The organism is Snuella sedimenti (assembly GCF_016428595.1).
Taxonomy (GTDB): Bacteria; Bacteroidota; Bacteroidia; order Flavobacteriales; family Flavobacteriaceae; genus Snuella; species Snuella sedimenti.
In genome coordinates this window covers 146,754-163,995 of record NZ_JAELVQ010000003.1, presented here as the reverse complement: position 1 = coordinate 163,995, position 17,242 = coordinate 146,754, and the positions used below count along the sequence as shown (strand labels likewise).

General features: G+C 35.6%; 15 protein-coding genes and 1 tRNA gene. 5 read left to right on the top strand and 11 right to left on the bottom strand.

Annotated features, from left to right (window positions below):
* Positions 1-15: 15 nt before the first annotated feature.
* The gene (locus JF259_RS04230) at positions 16-645 is read right to left on the bottom strand and encodes an NAD(P)H-dependent oxidoreductase (protein WP_199113705.1); all 630 of its coding nucleotides are present in this window, start codon (positions 643-645) and stop codon (positions 16-18) included.
* Between the two features lie 303 nt (positions 646-948).
* Here JF259_RS04230 and JF259_RS04225 point away from each other — a divergent pair.
* The 5 genes from JF259_RS04225 (at position 949) to JF259_RS04205 (ending at position 3,799) form a co-directional block, all read left to right on the top strand.
* Positions 949-1,033 (top strand) — tRNA-Ser (locus tag JF259_RS04225).
* 225 nt (positions 1,034-1,258) lie between these two features.
* Positions 1,259-1,498 carry a helix-turn-helix transcriptional regulator gene (locus tag JF259_RS04220; RefSeq protein ID WP_199113703.1) on the top strand — a complete coding sequence of 80 codons (240 nt, stop codon included), beginning with the start codon at positions 1,259-1,261 and terminating at the stop codon, positions 1,496-1,498.
* Positions 1,470-1,787: a HipA N-terminal domain-containing protein gene (locus tag JF259_RS04215; protein ID WP_199113701.1), complete on the top strand. Its 318-nt coding sequence runs from the start codon at positions 1,470-1,472 to the stop codon at positions 1,785-1,787. Before JF259_RS04220 ends, JF259_RS04215 begins: the two co-directional genes overlap by 29 nt.
* Positions 1,784-2,734 carry a HipA domain-containing protein gene (locus JF259_RS04210; protein WP_199113699.1) on the top strand — a complete coding sequence of 317 codons (951 nt, stop codon included), beginning with the start codon at positions 1,784-1,786 and terminating at the stop codon, positions 2,732-2,734. Before JF259_RS04215 ends, JF259_RS04210 begins: the two co-directional genes overlap by 4 nt.
* A 513-nt stretch (positions 2,735-3,247) precedes the next feature.
* Positions 3,248-3,799: a response regulator gene (locus JF259_RS04205; RefSeq protein WP_199113697.1), complete on the top strand. Its 552-nt coding sequence runs from the start codon at positions 3,248-3,250 to the stop codon at positions 3,797-3,799.
* A gap of 120 nt (positions 3,800-3,919) precedes the next feature.
* On the opposite strand, the gene trxB is transcribed toward JF259_RS04205, so the two are convergent.
* The 10 genes from trxB to JF259_RS04155 all read right to left on the bottom strand — a co-directional run bounded on the left by trxB (position 3,920) and on the right by JF259_RS04155 (position 17,239).
* Positions 3,920-4,882, bottom strand: coding sequence for a thioredoxin-disulfide reductase (gene trxB / locus JF259_RS04200; RefSeq protein ID WP_199113695.1), 963 nt, complete (start codon positions 4,880-4,882; stop codon positions 3,920-3,922).
* 12 nt (positions 4,883-4,894) lie between these two features.
* The gene (locus JF259_RS04195; protein WP_199113693.1) at positions 4,895-6,409 is read right to left on the bottom strand and encodes an aminotransferase class V-fold PLP-dependent enzyme; all 1,515 of its coding nucleotides are present in this window, start codon (positions 6,407-6,409) and stop codon (positions 4,895-4,897) included.
* Between the two features lie 99 nt (positions 6,410-6,508).
* Complete coding sequence (locus JF259_RS04190) at positions 6,509-7,522, bottom strand: TlpA family protein disulfide reductase (protein ID WP_199113691.1); 1,014 nt, start codon at positions 7,520-7,522, stop codon at positions 6,509-6,511.
* A 43-nt stretch (positions 7,523-7,565) separates the two neighbouring features.
* Entirely contained in the window at positions 7,566-9,524 is a 1,959-nt protein-coding gene (locus JF259_RS04185; protein ID WP_199113689.1) for a protein-disulfide reductase DsbD family protein, read from the bottom strand.
* Between the two features lie 30 nt (positions 9,525-9,554).
* Positions 9,555-10,004: a protein-disulfide reductase DsbD domain-containing protein gene (locus tag JF259_RS04180; RefSeq protein ID WP_199113687.1), complete on the bottom strand. Its 450-nt coding sequence runs from the start codon at positions 10,002-10,004 to the stop codon at positions 9,555-9,557.
* A gap of 225 nt (positions 10,005-10,229) precedes the next feature.
* Complete coding sequence (locus JF259_RS04175; protein ID WP_199113685.1) at positions 10,230-13,037, bottom strand: M16 family metallopeptidase; 2,808 nt, start codon at positions 13,035-13,037, stop codon at positions 10,230-10,232.
* A 429-nt stretch (positions 13,038-13,466) separates the two neighbouring features.
* Positions 13,467-13,754 carry a hypothetical protein gene (locus JF259_RS04170; protein WP_199113683.1) on the bottom strand — a complete coding sequence of 96 codons (288 nt, stop codon included), beginning with the start codon at positions 13,752-13,754 and terminating at the stop codon, positions 13,467-13,469.
* Between the two features lie 90 nt (positions 13,755-13,844).
* Complete coding sequence (locus JF259_RS04165; protein ID WP_199113681.1) at positions 13,845-14,354, bottom strand: SRPBCC family protein; 510 nt, start codon at positions 14,352-14,354, stop codon at positions 13,845-13,847.
* Positions 14,355-14,448: 94 nt separating this feature from the next.
* On the bottom strand, positions 14,449-15,690 hold the full coding sequence (locus tag JF259_RS04160; RefSeq protein WP_199113679.1) for a thioredoxin family protein: 1,242 nt from the start codon (positions 15,688-15,690) through the stop codon (positions 14,449-14,451).
* Between the two features lie 139 nt (positions 15,691-15,829).
* Complete coding sequence (locus tag JF259_RS04155; RefSeq protein WP_199113677.1) at positions 15,830-17,239, bottom strand: RagB/SusD family nutrient uptake outer membrane protein; 1,410 nt, start codon at positions 17,237-17,239, stop codon at positions 15,830-15,832.
* Between the last annotated feature and the right edge of the window lie 3 nt (positions 17,240-17,242).

Below are 17,242 nucleotides of genomic sequence, written 5' to 3'. Positions count from 1 at the left end.
TTATTTATCTAATATTTATAATTCTATAATGGTTTCTGCTAACGGTCTTCTTACTTTTTCAAAACCTGCAAACATATCATCATGTGAACGGTAGCCAACAGGCAATAACAAAACCGATTTTAAGCCTTTTTCACTTAACTTAAGCATGTTATCATAATCATCGGAAACAAAGCCTTCCATGGGGCAAGAGTCAATACCTTCTACTGCGCAAACCGTCATCAAATTTCCTAAAGCTATATAAGCTTGATTTTTTGACCACTGCTGACGTTCTTCTACCGACATTCCTTTTACTGTTTTAATAAGTTCTTTCTTGTAAGGATCCAATATCGTTTCAGGAGTATCGCGTGTTGTTTTTATATTCTTATAATAGTCATTAACATCATCTTCAACAATATCTCGCTGGATGCATATCACTAGCAAATGTGATGCCTCCATAACTTGTTTTTGATTGTATGAATATTGCACTAACGCTTCCCTTAATTCTTTATTTTCAACTATAACAAGTTTGATAGTTTGCAAACCAAAGGAAGTTGCTGTTAAGTTAAATGCCTGCTTTAAAACATTTAGCTTATTATCAGTCAATATCTTGCCTGTATCAAACTTTTTAGTGGCATAACGCCATTCCAAATATTTTATCGTATCCATTAGCATTGGTATGTTTATGCAAAAATAAGATTTGAAGTCCGTTTTCTAGCATTATAGATTGTAAAATAAAGTTTTTTCCGATTCTAAAAACCGTAAAACACCAAACAGTATATCGAAATCGAACGTTTCAAATGAAGTTTTAAAAAGTAACCCATTAATTCTGAACGCTTAAATAATCCAGTTGATAAGTTTGATGTAAAAGGAGAAAATTTATTTTCAAAAAAATTCAATTTTACTTGAAAGAATTAAAAAAGGATTCTATATTTGCACCCGCATTCAGCAAATAGCTGATGAGGCGCTCTAGGAGGAATGGCAGAGTGGTCGAATGCGGCAGTCTTGAAAACTGTTGAGGGTCACACCTCCGGGGGTTCGAATCCCTCTTCCTCCGCGAAAAGTCCTATAAAAGGCGACAAAAACCCTGTAAATAATTGATTTACAGGGTTTTTTATTTTATATGATATTATTTGATATCAAATAATATCATCCTAAAAGTGGATCAAGACTAATTGTTACACCCTATAAGGTACAAACACAGCAATATTAAAACATTTACACCCTTTAAGGTATAATTTTAAAATAATTCACTATATTGTACCCATAAAGGTATAATACAATGGAATGGGATAGGAAAAATACAATAGCTCAATTTGTAAGGGATAGACGCAAAAAAGCAAATCTAACACAAGTAGAGTTATCAGACTTCACAGGTGTAGGATTGCGTTTTGTACGCGAACTCGAACAGGGAAAACCAAATGTAATGACCGATAAAGTAAATCAGGTATTATTATTTTTTGGACATACACTAACACCAACACCTATAAGCGATGAGACAAGGAGAAATCTGGGTAAATAAAACGTTAGCTGGTATATTAACCGAGGACGATAATGGCTATCATTTCAAGTATGACAAAGCATACCTAGAAAATGAAAGTACATTAGCAGTGAGTTTGACGTTACCATTACAAGAAGAAGCGTTTAGTGCCGAATACCTATTCCCTTTCTTCGATGGTTTAATTCCGGAAGGTTGGTTATTAGACATAGCTCATAAAAATTGGAAAATTAACCCAAGAGACCGCATGGGCATATTATTAACTACATGTAGAGATTGTATTGGCAATATTAGCATTATAGAGAAGGTATGAACTATTGTTTAGCATGTCATAAAAAACTAGAAGATGGTGGCATAAACTACCATCAAAACTGCCTAACAGCATTTTGGCAAGAAGATACGCCTGTACTAAAATTAGAGTATGAGATGTCTCAAATCGAAGCGTTGGCAAAAGAAAACGTAGCACAACGCATCATTGTTACCGGTGTGCAACCAAAATTATCATTAGGTTTCACACAAGAAAATACTCAAAATAGGTTAACCATTGTAGGTGCATTGAATGGCAGGTATATTTTAAAACCACCATTTCATATGTATCCGCAAATGCCAGAAATTGAGGCACTATGCATGTTATTGGCACAAGCTTGCGGTATAGCAACAGTACCCTTTTTATTAATCCCATTAAAAGATGGCGCTTTAGCCTATTTAACCAAGCGTATAGATCGTACTGCAAATAACGAAAAGTACCCAATGGAAGATGCTTGCCAATTCACAGAGCGTCTTACAGAACATAAATATCGTGGATCTTACGAGCAAATTGCAAAGACCATCATAACCTATGCGCAAAACCCGTTACTGGATGCCGTAAAGTTTTATGAGCAAGTTATTGTTTCTTTCCTGATTGGAAATAACGATATGCATTTAAAAAACTTTTCACTCATAGCAAAAGACAGTAAACACTATGCATTGGCACCAACCTATGATATGGTAGCGGTTAAATTATTGATTCCGGAAGATCAAGAAGAATTAGCACTAAACCTTAACGGAAAAAAGCGTAAAATTAAACGCCTAGATTTTAACGATGCCATGACCAAAGCACAAATCCCTGCTAAAGCTATTGAAAACCTATGGAATCGTATAGAAAAAGGTATGCAACAGTGGCAAGAATTAATCGCCTATAGCTTTTTAAGTGAGGAAAACAAAAGCACTTTAATAGCACTAATAGAAAACAGAGCGAAACAGTTAGATTTAACTCTTTAAAAATTATTTGAATTAAATAAACGTAAAATCTATATCAGTAGGTCAACAAATAACAGCAAGAGGTGATTTTTTTTAATTACCAACATCATAAATAACTCTGATGGGAGTCAATTACTAGATGTAGAAGGAATAAGTGGATTAGTTAAAGTAAAGCATTTCGCTTTTGATACTAAAATCGATACTGAAATAAAGCCAGTTGCCCCTAACGACACACAATTTATTGGTATTTAGTACGAAAAAAAGGAGTCTAAATCAGTTACCTTAATTGAGAATAAAACCATAAGACACTAACTTACAGTAATATATAGCACAAAACACCCCCCTTTCCTCCTCAAAAACCCCTGTAAACATCTAGTTTACGGGAGTTTTACTTTTTTAGCTATTACCTAAATTTCTAAGGAAACACCTTGAAAAATTCAAGGTGTTTCCCTAACACTGTTTTCTATAAACCTAATAGATTAGCTCCGTTCGCTACAAATCTAGCTTATAGCGCATTATAAATTATTATCGTTTATGGTTCAACCGTTAAATGTTCTCATCTTAGAGAATTACCCTATTATTATTGAAGCTTATAAAATGGCTCTAAACCAAATTGCTTCAGGAAACAACAAATTCAAATTTAATGTAGATATCGCACATGACTATATAGCTGCTGATATAAAAATTAATGAAACATTAGATGAAACGCCTTATGATCTTGTTCTCCTAGATTATAATTTATTTTCTACTAACAGACCAGGAATAATATCGGGAATTGATCTGGGAATCAAGATAAAACAACTAAATCCCCGAACAAAGCTCATTATTTTAACTTCTGAAGATGATGACCGCAAGCTCTACAACAACTTTAAAATGTTAAAACCTCATGGGTTTTTAATTAAAAATGACTTTTTGTATGAAGATTTAATTCAAGCTTTAACTAAGGTGATTCATGGTTCACACTACTACAGCAATATAGTTAGCAGCATTTTAAGAAATCACAAATCCAATAAAATTGTATTAGATATTGTAGAGAACAATACTTTCAACGATTTACTTAGTGAAGTAGAAATAAAGCTCTTATAATATTACTTCCCTCTCTTACTATAAAATTGTTTAGAGGTATCATAGAAATCAGATTTGCAATAAACAAAAGCAATGCGTTTTCGCATTGCTTTTGTTTATTTAAAATAGGTTCTAATTATTTTAAGCGTGCACAACAGCTTCCTTAGCTGCCAAATACCGTTCCGCGTCCAATGCCGCCATACAACCGGTACCTGCAGCCGTAACCGCCTGACGGTACACGTGGTCGGCCGCGTCGCCCGAGACAAACACGCCCTCTACGTTGGTCCTTGATGTCCCAGGTACGTTAATGATGTACCCGGTCTCGTCCAAGTCCAGGTAATCCTTAAAGATATCGGTGTTGGGCTTGTGGCCTATTGCCACAAAAAAGCCGGTGGCCGGAATCTCCGTAAGCGCCCCCGTTATGTTGTTCTTTGTGCGAACACCGGTTACCACTTGGCCGTCCCCAAGCACTTCATCGGTATTGGTATTGAAAAGGATCTCGATGTTCTCGGTATTCCTTACCCTGGCTTCCATGATCTTGGACGCCCTAAACTCATCACGACGTACCAACATGGTCACTTTTTTACAGAGCTTGGATAGGTAATGGGCCTCCTCACAGGCCGAGTCACCTGCCCCTACGATCACGACTTCCTGGTTGCGATAGAAAAAACCGTCACAAACGGCACAGGCCGACACACCGCCGCCCAACTTCAAATACTTTTGTTCGGACTCCAAGCCTAGGTACTTCGCCGTTGCACCCGTAGAGATGATCACCGTATCGCAGTGGACCTCCTTGGTGCCGTTTACCCACACCTTATGCACGGGCCCCGAAAAGTCCACCTTGGTAACCCAACCATCGCGCACATCAGTTTCAAAACGTTGTGCTTGAGCTTGTAGTTGCATCATCATTTCTGGCCCTGTAACTCCATCTGGATATCCTGGGAAATTTTCAACTTCATTAGTAGTTGTTAACTGTCCACCCGGTTGCGTCCCTTGGTACAATACCGGTGCCATGTTAGCGCGCGCCGCATAGATTGCTGCCGTATAACCCGCTGGACCGGACCCTATGATCAAACATTTTACATGTTCTATTGTTTCTGACATAATCGTTTCAAATTATAAGTTAAACCACGTTTTAGTAATCTCTTTTTCTACAACTTTATTTCCTTTATGAATAAATTCATTTTTAGATGCATGATACTCGTAATCCATTCCCCATACTTTAATATTCTTGGCAACTTGTTTTATGGCATCACATATAAAATCAATTTCATCATTGGTCATTGTTGGGTGAATTGACATACGTATCCAGCCCGGTCTTTCAATGAGGCATCCCTCTAAAATTTTTTGCTCAATAGCTTTAGATTTTGGCAAATCAACATTAAGCAAAAAGTGTCCATAAGTACCCGCACATGAACATCCTCCCCTGGTTTGTACCCCAAAGCGATCATTTAGCAATTTAACGACCAAATTATAATGTGCATCGTCAATATAGAATGAAAACACACCTAAGCGATCGGTATGTTTTTCTGCAAGAATATGCAAGTTCTTAATCTTAGAAAGTGCTTTAAATATACGCTTGTTCAATTCGTGCTCACGATCTAATATTTGCTTTACCCCCATTTGTTCTTTTAAACGAATGGCCAATGCGATACGAATAGCCTGTAAAAATCCTGGGGTACCACCGTCTTCACGAGTTTCTATATCATCGATATAATCATGGTCTCCCCATGGATTGGTATAGGACACGGTACCTCCTCCCGGGTTATCGGGCACCATGTTCTTATACAGTTTTTTATTGAAGATAAGCACGCCCGATGCTCCTGGTCCACCTAAGAACTTATGTGGTGAAAACGTAATAGCATCCAAATATTCCTCATCATTGTCGGGATGCATGTTAATAGCTACATAAGGAGCCGAACAGGCAAAATCGACAAAGCATAAACCATTATATTGGTGTACCAAGCCAGCAATTTTATGGTAATCGGTTTTAATTCCAGTAACATTAGAACAGGCTGTTACCGAAGCTATTTTAATTGGACAATCGGCATATTTTCGTAACAACGTTTCAAAACTGTTTAAACAAATAAGACCTTCTCTATCACATGGAATCACTTCTACCCTAGCAATGGTCTCTAACCATGAGGTTTGATTAGAATGGTGTTCCATATGTGAAATAAATACAATAGGGCGTAATACTTCAGGTACTTGTGTATGGTCTTTGAGGTTTTCGGACACCTTTAAACCCAAAATACGCTGAAATTTATTAATGGCCCCTGTCATACCTGTTCCAACAGTAATCAATACGTCGTCCTTAGAGGCGTTAACGTGCTCTTTAATGATATTTCTGGCGTTGTGATACGCCAAGGTCATAGCCGACCCAGTAATAGAGGTTTCGGTATGGGTATTTGCTACATAAGGCCCTATCTCGTGATGTAGCTTATCTTCTATTTGTTTATAAAGTCTCCCACTAGCCGTCCAATCGGAATATATTATTTTTTGTTTACCATAAGGAGAAGTAAACTCTTGGTCAATTCCAACAATGTTATCTCTAAATGGTTTAAAATAAGCTTCCAAATTTGATCTGTTAGTCTTTTTTAAAACTTTTTTAAGGGTATTGATAGCATTCATAGTTCGAAAAATTAATAAAGAACCACTTTAATATTATTTAAAACTTAAACATATTAAAGCGATTCTTTTCACTAAAACAATCAACTAAAACTTTTACTGTTATATCTTTAGTTCTGCAAACAGGTCTATTAGCCGCTTATCAGAAGGTCTTGGTGCATCAGCAGACACAATGTTTCCGTCGGGAGCAATTAAAATAAATCGAGGAATTCCCTTTATTTTATAATCTTGTACGAACTTAGATCTCCAATCACTATCTGCTAATAATTGGGTGCCTCCAAGTTCTTTCTCGGCAATCATTGTTTTCCATTTTTCCTTATCGGCTTGCTTGTCTATAGAGATACTAACAAACTCAATATTCTTACCATGGTATTTTTTCTCTACTTCTTTTAAAAATGGGATTTCCCTTTTACATGGACCACACCACGTTGCCCAAACATCAACATAAAGATACTTGCCTTTTAAATCATCAATGGACGTAGTACCTCCTGCATTATTTTCATAATTGGAGAATTTAGGAGACGGCTTCCCCTTTGCTAATACCGTTTTTGTATACTGCTTGTCTTCATAATTTGTAACCACATATTCCTTAAGACCATCAATTTGTTTGCTTTGACCTGCTACAAACGTTGAGTCTAAGTTTTTTGTAGATTCTAACAAAGCTGTCATCGATTCAAAAACGGTATTCGTCTCTTTTTCAAAATCGGATTTTTCTAAATCGTACAAATCAAAATTATAAAGCACTTTTTCTTGCAATAGAGCCTTTTTAGCTAAGTAATTATTAACGTCTTCCCCAATACCGGAATAAGTGATCGTTTCATCAAATTGCTTGGTATCCAGTGTTAGCTTAATATCAAATCCATTTTCTAAAAATATGGTTGTAGATTCCTTACCATCAAATAAGTTGTAAGTTCCTTTTTCTACTTTTAGCGTATCTGAAAAAGTCCCATCGGCACCGATATCTATTTTCTTTTGGTATGTTCTGGAACGTACCACTAATGAATCCGAGTTTTTATCGGTTATGGTTCCGGATAAGGTTACATAATCTTTAGGTTCTTGCTCTTTACAAGCTACAAAGGCCAAAGCTATTGCAGCAACATACAGTGTTTTTTTCATTAGTTTAAGTTTTATTGTTTTTATTGGTTAGTTGTTTGATTTTTTATTTGTTAAAATTGCTTATACCCTTTTTTAACCAAGCAAGATAATCATCTGCGTTTGGGGTATAGGCTACTGGATCGATCAAATTATTTTCTTCATGATCCATAAGTACATAAAATGGCTGTGAATTGGCCTTATACCGAATCGTTTGCAATTCGCTCCATTTCTGACCAATATATTTTAGTTTTTTACCAGGTTTTAATTGAGACTCCACAACTTCGTCATCTTGAAGTTTACGTTTATCGTCTACATACAATGATATTAAAACTACATCGTTCTTCAAAATATTTAAAATACCATCCTTAGGCCATACATTCTGTTCCATTTTTCTACAGTTTACACATGCCCATCCTGTAAAATCAATCATAACCGGTTTACCAACTTTCTTAGCATAAGCTAATCCTTTATCGTAATCGTTAAACGCCAATATATCATGCGGCGCCAATAAATGTGCACCATCAGGAAGATTGGCATGAGCATCTCCAGATACCAAACCACTTGCTACTTTAGAATATCCAACCCCATAAGGAGACTCGCTATATTCTAATGGAGGAGGAAACGCACTAATTAAGTTTAAAGGCGCTCCCCAAAGTCCCGGAATCATATAAATGGTGAACGATAGAACAAAAAGACCAAGCCCCAAGCGCCCCACAGAAATATGTGTTAATGGCGAATCGTGCGGTAGTTGTATTTTTCCGAAAAGGTAAAAAGCCAAGGCTCCGAAAATAGCAATCCATATCGCGATAAATACCTCCCGTTCCAAAATATGCGCTTGCAACACCAAATCGGCTTGCGATAAAAATTTAAATGCTAAAGCCAGTTCTAAAAACCCAAGAACTACTTTTACCGTATTTAGCCATCCTCCAGATTTTGGCAACGAATTTAACCAGCCAGGAAAGGCCGCAAACAGGGCAAAAGGCAATGCAATCGCCAACGAGAAGCCTAACATACCGATAATAGGTGCTAAACCTCCCTTGGACGCTGCTTCTACCAACAAGGTTCCAACAATAGGCCCCGTACAAGAGAAAGATACTATTGCCAAAGCCAACGCCATAAAGAAAATACCTATTAGGCCACCTCTATCGGCTTGAGAATCTACTTTGTTAGCCCAAGAATTGGGTAACATAATTTCAAAAGCCCCTAAAAAGGACACTGCAAAAATTACCAACAGTAAAAAGAAGATGATATTAAACCATACATTAGTTGCTAATGCATTTAATGCATCCGCTCCAAACATAGCTGTTACCGCCGTCCCTAACAATACATAAATAACAATGATACAAATACCATAAATAATGGCATTTTTAATACCTGCTGCTTTGGTTTTACTCTGCTTAGTAAAGAAACTAACCGTCATAGGGATCATAGGGAATACACAGGGTGTTAATAAGGCTGCGAACCCTGATAAAAATGCTATAAAGAAAATAGCCCATAATCCTTTTTTGGATTCTTTTCCTGATGTTGATTTGGTCACTGTGCCAACCGATGACTCTCCTACGCTCGTTTTTCCTTCTCCTGCAAGATTGAACACCAAGTCTATTTCTGTTGGAGGCGAACATCGCTCGTCATCACAAATCATAAATTCAACAAAAGCCTCTAAAGTTTTCTTATCTCCTAAAACTTCTATCTGTTGCTTAAATACGGTTTTGTTTTCGAAATACTTGATTTCCATTTCAAAAACAGGGTCATTAACAGTATGCCCTTTTTCCTCTGTTGTGTTTCCTATTATTTTAAAAGCTCCATTGGCGTCATCATAAATAAAACTGGTTGGTATTGGACCACCGTCTGGCACCGTTTGAGAGTATAAATGAAACCCATGTGGTATAACAGCTGTTGTTATTAAATTATATTCGGTATCAGACAGTTTTTCTACAGAGGTCTTCCATTTCACTTCTGGGATCATCTGTGAGAAACTAACAAAACTAATTAAAAGTAGTAGTGAGGTAAGGAATCTTTTCATTTCTAAGGAAGGTTGTTGATAATAGTTCAATTATTGTACGACTTTAAATTCTAAATCGACTTCATTTGGTGGCAAACACTGTGTATCGTTACATACCATAAATTCTACGGTTGCTTTTACATCAAAATCTTCTTTAGATTTTAATTTTATACGCTGTTTAAAATCCGCTTTATGTCCAAAATACTTAATACGCATCCCAAAAACAGGATCGTCTATAGTATGCCCTTTACCTTCGCTTGTATTTCCCTTTTTAAGATAGTTACCATTACCTTCAAAAATAAATTTTGTAGGAAAGGGACCATCTTCAGGAACTGACTGAGAATACAAATGCCACTCGCCTTCTATCGTTGCTGTTGCTACTAATTCGTATTCGGTTTCGGAAATTTTAACGGTATTGGTTGTCCACTTTACTGGATTATGGATTTGTGCCATTGCACCGATACTTAAACTTAAAAACAGTACTACAATTATTTTTTTCATCTATATTTATTTTTTAATAGTAAGATGTAACACCCAAACAACCATTCTGTTGTATGATTACATTTTTAATAATGGATGCTTTACTTACTGCAAATTTATTGGATTTATTTTTTTAAAGAAGGATTGCCATCTAAGCAATCCTTCTTAGGCTTCTTCACTTATTTTGAGTGACTAATTCAAATATATCGGTTTATTAAAAAAGTTTAGCGAATGAAGCCTATTAATTTATTCTTTAGGTTTAATTATAATCTCATACGATTTTGCATTATCCAATACTTTAGCCGTAAATGCTTTTAATTGTTCTGCCGTTATACTTTTAACTATATTTTCAAAACTCTCTGGATCATTGATATTGTAACCTTCGCGATAGAATGTAGTTAACACGTTCATGTCGTAGCTATTATAACCTTCTTGCTGCTTTCTTTCTTTTAAATAATTAGTAGTCGTTTTATCCAGATCTTCCTGATTAATAACTCCTTGTGCTATTTTTTTAAGTTCATTATGAGCTATTGTGGATAGTTTTTCTACTTTATCGGGATTACAATCAAAACCTATACCAATCATGGCCTCTTCTTTGGGTCGTTTAGACACCCAAGCACTCGCGCCAGCCCCATAAGTGCCACCTTCTTCTTCCCTTAATGTTTCTGTGTATCGTAATTTTAGAATGTCGCCTAAAGCTCTTGCCAACAAAGCATTTTTTAAATTGTAATCAATTTCATTTTTATAAGCAATTTTCACCGTACTCTTAGGGTCTTCCATTGTTAAATACACATCTTTATCAATAGTATTGCTAACCCAATTTACCGAATTATCCTGCCATTTTTCAACAACCTTGTTTGTAGGAATGCTTGCTATATATTGTTCCAATAAAGGTTCTAATTGTTCTTCTTGAACATCCCCTACAATAAAAAACTCAAAATCGGCTGCATTGTTAAAGCGTTGCTTATAGATTGTTTTTATCTTATCGAAGTTTATTTCGTTGGCATACTCTTTAGTGAATAACCTATGCTTTGGATTCTTATCTCCATACAATGTTACAGTAACACTGTCTGCTATTTTTGAATTGATATCTTTCGACTTTCTAATGATATAATTATCTATTTGGTTCTGAAACACTTTAAAAGCGTCCTCGTCAAATCGTGGTTTTTCAAATCGTAGATAAACCATCTGTAGCATCGTTTCTACATCCTTCGTCACCGATGAGCCACTAATACTCTCACTTAAATTTGAAATACCTACACTGGTTGAAGCCGATTTTCCGGCCAGTACTTTACTTAAATCCACAGCCGAATAGTCACCAAGTCCCGATTTTTGTGCAATAGTTGTTGTGTATTCTGCTGATGGTAAATCTTCATCTTCAACTAAAGAAAGGCCTCCATAACTTACAGCACTTAATTTAACATCATTTTTATTTTTATCGGCAAACTTGTAATGTACTGTTATACCATTGCTCAACTTATAAGTAGTTGAACCAATGGCTTCATTTTTGTCTTCGGATACAATGCTACCTGCCGTTATATTTACACCAGAAATTAAGGTCTTTCCAGCAAATCCATCGGTATATGGTTCGAGGTTTGCATCATTTTCTACATCTTGAATGATACGTGCGGCTTCTTCCTTAGTTAAATTGTTCCTGCCTTCTACTCCTATAACGGTTACAAATCTATTGTTCTTGGTGTATAAATCTTTTATTCTTTTATGAACTCCATCTTCACTTAATGTTTCGAATAAGGACTTAACAATAGTGTACTCGTCTTCTATTCCTATCATAGCATCGTTATCCAAATAGTTACGTTGCATCGTCTGTACTATAGTCCCATGACTGCGATCGTCCTCCTTAGCTATTTGATTTTCATAATAATTCTTGAACTGCACTATGGTGCGATCGACCTCTTCCTTTGTAAAACCAAACTTCACAGCACGGTTCACTTCTTCTAGCGCCGCTTTAAAGGCTTCATGTTGGTTATTTGGCTTAGGTGAAATGGTTACGCTAAACGCGTTCGCTGTTCTCGAATGCTTCCCATAACTAATCCAAGTTCCCAAAAAGGGAGCATCTGGTTTTTGCGTAACTTCTTTTATACGCGCTGATAACATACTCGTTACCATGCTATTTAGTAGAGATTCTTTTAAATCGGCAACTGTTTCATCCTCCAAGGATCTTGGATGTCTAATATTAAAACTTATTTGGGATGTCGTCACTTCCTCATCCATCACCATAGCGTATAACATTTCATCATTGTCCGGTATGCTTACTAAAATGCGTTCTTTTGGATTTTCAACAGCTGGAATGTCCGAAAACAAGTCTTTAATCTTTTGCTCAATATCATCTATATCTACATCCCCTACAATGGCAATGGCCTGTAAATCGGTGCGGTACCAATCGTGATAAAAATCCCTTAAGGCTTTGTATTCAAAATTTTCGACCACATCCATTAAACCAATAGGCATACGATTAGCATAAATGGTGTTATTAAACATAACAGGTAATTGTTTCTTAAGTATCCTCATACGTCCAGACTGGCGCGTACGCCACTCTTCTTTAATAACCCCTCGCTCTGCATCAATCTCTTCATCGGTTAACAGTAAATAATGCGACCAGTCGTGTAATACCAGTAAGCAAGTATCTATTAATTCCTCTGTATTGGGAATATTATTCATGTTATACACCGTTTCGTCAAATGACGTATAGGCATTAATATCTTTTCCAAATACGGCTCCGTGTTTTTGAAGGGTATTTAAAATGCCTTTACCTTCAAAATTTTCGGTCCCATTAAATGCCATATGCTCTAAGAAATGTGCTAATCCTTGCTGCTCATCGTTTTCGAGTACAGACCCCACGTTTTGAATGATATAATAACTAGCTGCATCTTTTACTACGTCTGTATTTTGGATATAATAAGTCATGCCATTTGGCAAAACCCCTTTTTTAATTTTTGTATCTGTAGGTAATTTGTCATTGAGATTTATGGTTTGTGACAAACCATTATATAAACCCAATACTAAAAATGCTAATACGGTAACTGTTTTTTTCATTTTTAAATTTTTAATACGTTTAGTTTCTTTTATAATAAAACGTGATTACTTCTAAAAAGGGTGGTTTTAATCACGTTAATACTATGTTAATTTATCTTTTACATATATTTGCACCATTTTAATACTACAATGGGATCATTTTACAACTAGACTCCAAAACTAGTAGAAACCCCTAGCCTAATTTAATTTTTAAGATAATTTTATGAATTACGAATACGCCAATCCCTCCCAATAAAATATAACCTTGCAAGTGCTTTGGCAAATAAAACAAAACATCTTTCTAGGCGTAAAGTTATTTAATAAAGAAAAGTTGATTATAGGGAATATTCCTTAATTTTAGACTTCTTTACCCTCTTTTATCTCAAGTATTAAAAAACAAAAAAAGAGACTTTTTCGAAGTCCCTTAAAAATATCATTATTTTCTAATCTCTATTTGGTCTCTCGACTGGCCTTTATCTTTTTAAGTACAATTCTAACTAAAATAAAAACAATAATAAGTACAACACCTATCATAACATAGGTTAATACAGGTGTATCTTCCTTTTGCTCTAACGGCATTGAAGGTTGTAGTTTGATCATAGATATAGCCTCTTTAGGAATGATAGCCCCCTCTTCGCTATTAATTTTGGCAGCTGGCAAAATTTTAGCGGCTTTTATAGTTTTGGCTGTATCTTTTACAACTATTGAATCTTGTATATTTCCAAAAAAAACGTTCACTGTCTTAATGTCCTTTGTTACAAAAGTAATTTTTTAAAACGATAATACCTTTACCAAACTTAAATAGAAATATTAAAGAGTGTTAAAGTTTTAATTTTCGAAATGGTTTTTTAACCCTTCTAAAATTATTTTAAATTCATTTTGCACCTCTTTTTTAACTGCTTTACTTAAAGTATTATCATTAAGACCATAATAAGCTTTAAGCGTTACTTTACTTATATGAGCCCCTTTGGGACGGATCTCGAAATAGTAAAAGTATCTTGAAAACCTATTATCTGGGTTCATTACTTTTACGCCCAATTTGTTCGCTTTCGGAGCTATTATAGCCAATTCTTCCAAACGCTTGTTTCCGTTTTTAAAAACCACTTCTCGCTGTGGGTTGTTTGCCCTTAATACTATTTTACTGGTTAAAACCAGATCGCTAGCATATTCATTGACATTATCAAACGTTCTTAAGTAATCATAGACAACCTGTACTGGCGCTTTAATTTTTATTTGTTGGGTAACATTGGGAGGAATTTGTTTTGCAGGTGTCATTTGGGAATACCCCAAATTAACCATTGCTACTAATACCAACATTACAACACAGTATTTCTTCATAGTTTTAATCTTAATAAAAAAAGTGGCTAATTCATGTAATCTTCTATCTTTGAGAGCACATCGTTCCAGCCACTTTTTTGTTTGCTTAAATTTATTACTTCGTATTCTTTGGGGTCATCCCTGTCATTTTCATAGCAGGAATTGAATGTATTTTAGTTCCTGCTTTTTCAGCTTCTTTATCTGCTTTTTTAGCGGCAAGGGCTGCCAATTCGGCTTCGGTTTTATTTCCTAATTTTTCCAACACTTTACTTTTAGCCTCTAAAACAGCTACTTTATGCTCTACTCTTGTTTCTTTGGCTTCTGCTATTTTTAGCCATAGCAATGCTTTTGCCCATGCACGATCGCTTTCGTACGTATCCATAACATTATTGGCATATTGAACAATTCTACTAGACCCTTCGGCAAGATTAAATTTTACTATATAATCCAAAGTACTTAAGTATTGTTCTTTATCCTCCAATCTTTTATACTTATTTGCAAGAAGTTTCCCTAATAAAACAGGGGCTTTATCGTAGTTTGAGTGTTGTAAAAAAGCAATTAAATTGGTTTCTTTTTCTGTTTCAAACGGCTTATCTCCATACCAAAACGACCATGATTCTATTTGCTTGTCTATGGTATTATAGAATTTAGCAGCTACCTCATCATCACTAATAACTTTGGCTAATTTATCCTGATTCTTAACTAAGAACTGAAACCCTTTCGATGTTGGATCCTTCATAAAATACTTTACAACGTTCCAGTTTTCCTTTTTTAACAAGTCATCGTTTGACAAAGATCCCAAATAATCATAGGCTACCTTCTTTTCCAGTTCTTTATGATAACCCAATCTAAGCGACACTAAATAATCATACATAAAAGCTCCTTCACGCTCTCCAGCATCATAACGTTTTTGGAGGTTTATGGCCATCTTATTTTCATCTAAAGCCATACTAGAATAGTTCATAAATTCGTCCACACCAAAAGCGCCGACCACACGGTGCTGAATTTCTCCATCAGTATTAAAATATAGCAAAGTTGGAAAAGCTTTTATTTCCCAGTCAAGTTTTAACTGGTTCCCTTCCCCTTTTTCCATATCCATTTTTACATTGATAAAGCTTTCGTTGAAAAAATCGGCTACTTCTTTATTCGTAAAGACATCCCTGTCCATCATTTTACAAGGCCCACACCAGGTAGTATAAGCATCTACAAAAATGGGTTTGTTTTGCTTTTTCGCCATTTTTAATACCTTCTTCCATTTTGGTTGCTTTAAAAAGGCTATATGATGTTCCTGAGCATTTACTGAAATACTTAAAATTAAGGCAAATGCCAGCACTATTGTTCTTGATACAATTTTCATGTTATATTTTTATTGTTTTTAAATGGTTATATGAGACTGTAGATATTCAAAATAATCATTGCGCTACCATGCTTAAAGACCACTTTAAACATCCTGTTTCCACTTGTTTAATTTGTTTTAAATGTTCCTCTTAACTAATTTAATTTGGATTTTGAACCAGAATACCTTCAGAAAGGTCAATCTCTCGCTGGGGAATAGGAAATACTTTTTGGTTCTCTGTTAAATCAGGATTTCGCAAAGGTCTACCCGTTCTAATAAAATCAAAACGTCCACGACCTTCGAAAGCGGTTTCAATATAACGTTCGTTATAAAGTGCTGTTAATAAAGCTTCTTTAGAATCAAAATCACTTTCTTGAACAGGATTTAACCCGCTCCGTTCCCTTATTTGGTTTAATAAATTTATGGTTTCCCCATTAACACCTTCCAGTTGTGTTAATGCTTCAGCTTTATTCAATAGTATTTCTGCCAGACGGATCATCTGAACATCATCACGTTGTTCTGAATTATTAAACTTGAAAGTTGTTTTCTCATTAGCCGTATTAGGATTGGTAATATTTGGATTGCCTTGAAAGATAAGATCTGTTCTTCGCTCATCAGAAGGATCCATACTTTCAATAAAATCAGCATCTACCCATATAAATTTGTTATAATAGTATATAGAATGCGTTCCGTATTGAAAGTTTCCTCCGTTAGCACTTACAGGAAATCCAAAAATAACCTCATCGCTAAAACTAGAGGTTGTCCCGTCTGTATTAAGCGGAAACAAATCCAATAGTTCAGGCTCTAGCTTATAATTGGTATTTGCTATAACTGCTGAGGAAACTTCATCACAGGATTCATAATCCCTATGGTACAAATATATTCTCGATAGCATTGCCTGCGCTGTTGCTTTAGTCGCTCTAACACGTGTTTTCAACTGAGTCTCGTATGTTTCTGGCAAACCTTGAACCGCATCTGTTAAATCTGATATAATTTGCGCATACACTTCTCCGTTAGTGTTTCTCGGTATTAAATCGGATTGGTTAAAACCATCGTAAGGAGTTAACTGCAATGGTACTCCTAATCCATCATTATTACCAGTTAGGGCACCATGTCCATAAAAACACAATAAAGCCCAATAGCAGTATGCCCTATTAAATTTAGCTTCTGCGATGTGTTGCTGCTCTAAAGTTTCATCATACTGTCCAAAAACGGGCACTTTATCAATAAATACATTGGCCACATTAATAGCTTCGTAATAGGTCCTCCAAATATTCTCTACCTGACCATCCGTAGGCGTTAAATTTCCTCCAAAATAATTAGCATAAGAGCTTATAGCTGGTAATCCGACATAAGGTAATGAGGCATCGGGTATTACATGAGTAGGTCCTACGGAAGCCAGAAAAAGTTTGTGATAAAGATCTGAAATTGCCATTTCAGCAGTTTCTGAAGTTTCAAACACGTCTTTTTCAATATATACATCTGCAGGTGCCAGATCCAACTGACTATCACATGACATCACTCCTAAAAGTCCTATAAATACTATAATTTTAATTCGTACGTTTTTCATAAT

What these genes read in the sequence shown, in the direction of transcription:
- JF259_RS04230 (WP_199113705.1), bottom strand. Translation starts at nt 645, where the DNA reads ATGGATACGATAAAATATTTGGAATGGCGTTATGCCACTAAAAAGTTT.
- JF259_RS04220 (WP_199113703.1), top strand. Translation starts at nt 1,259, where the DNA reads ATGGAATGGGATAGGAAAAATACAATAGCTCAATTTGTAAGGGATAGA.
- JF259_RS04215 (WP_199113701.1), top strand. Translation starts at nt 1,470, where the DNA reads ATGAGACAAGGAGAAATCTGGGTAAATAAAACGTTAGCTGGTATATTA.
- JF259_RS04210 (WP_199113699.1), top strand. Translation starts at nt 1,784, where the DNA reads ATGAACTATTGTTTAGCATGTCATAAAAAACTAGAAGATGGTGGCATA.
- JF259_RS04205 (WP_199113697.1), top strand. Translation starts at nt 3,248, where the DNA reads ATGGTTCAACCGTTAAATGTTCTCATCTTAGAGAATTACCCTATTATT.
- trxB (WP_199113695.1), bottom strand. Translation starts at nt 4,882, where the DNA reads ATGTCAGAAACAATAGAACATGTAAAATGTTTGATCATAGGGTCCGGT.
- JF259_RS04195 (WP_199113693.1), bottom strand. Translation starts at nt 6,409, where the DNA reads ATGAATGCTATCAATACCCTTAAAAAAGTTTTAAAAAAGACTAACAGA.
- JF259_RS04190 (WP_199113691.1), bottom strand. Translation starts at nt 7,522, where the DNA reads ATGAAAAAAACACTGTATGTTGCTGCAATAGCTTTGGCCTTTGTAGCT.
- JF259_RS04185 (WP_199113689.1), bottom strand. Translation starts at nt 9,524, where the DNA reads ATGAAAAGATTCCTTACCTCACTACTACTTTTAATTAGTTTTGTTAGT.
- JF259_RS04180 (WP_199113687.1), bottom strand. Translation starts at nt 10,004, where the DNA reads ATGAAAAAAATAATTGTAGTACTGTTTTTAAGTTTAAGTATCGGTGCA.
- JF259_RS04175 (WP_199113685.1), bottom strand. Translation starts at nt 13,037, where the DNA reads ATGAAAAAAACAGTTACCGTATTAGCATTTTTAGTATTGGGTTTATAT.
- JF259_RS04165 (WP_199113681.1), bottom strand. Translation starts at nt 14,354, where the DNA reads ATGAAGAAATACTGTGTTGTAATGTTGGTATTAGTAGCAATGGTTAAT.
- JF259_RS04160 (WP_199113679.1), bottom strand. Translation starts at nt 15,690, where the DNA reads ATGAAAATTGTATCAAGAACAATAGTGCTGGCATTTGCCTTAATTTTA.
- JF259_RS04155 (WP_199113677.1), bottom strand. Translation starts at nt 17,239, where the DNA reads ATGAAAAACGTACGAATTAAAATTATAGTATTTATAGGACTTTTAGGA.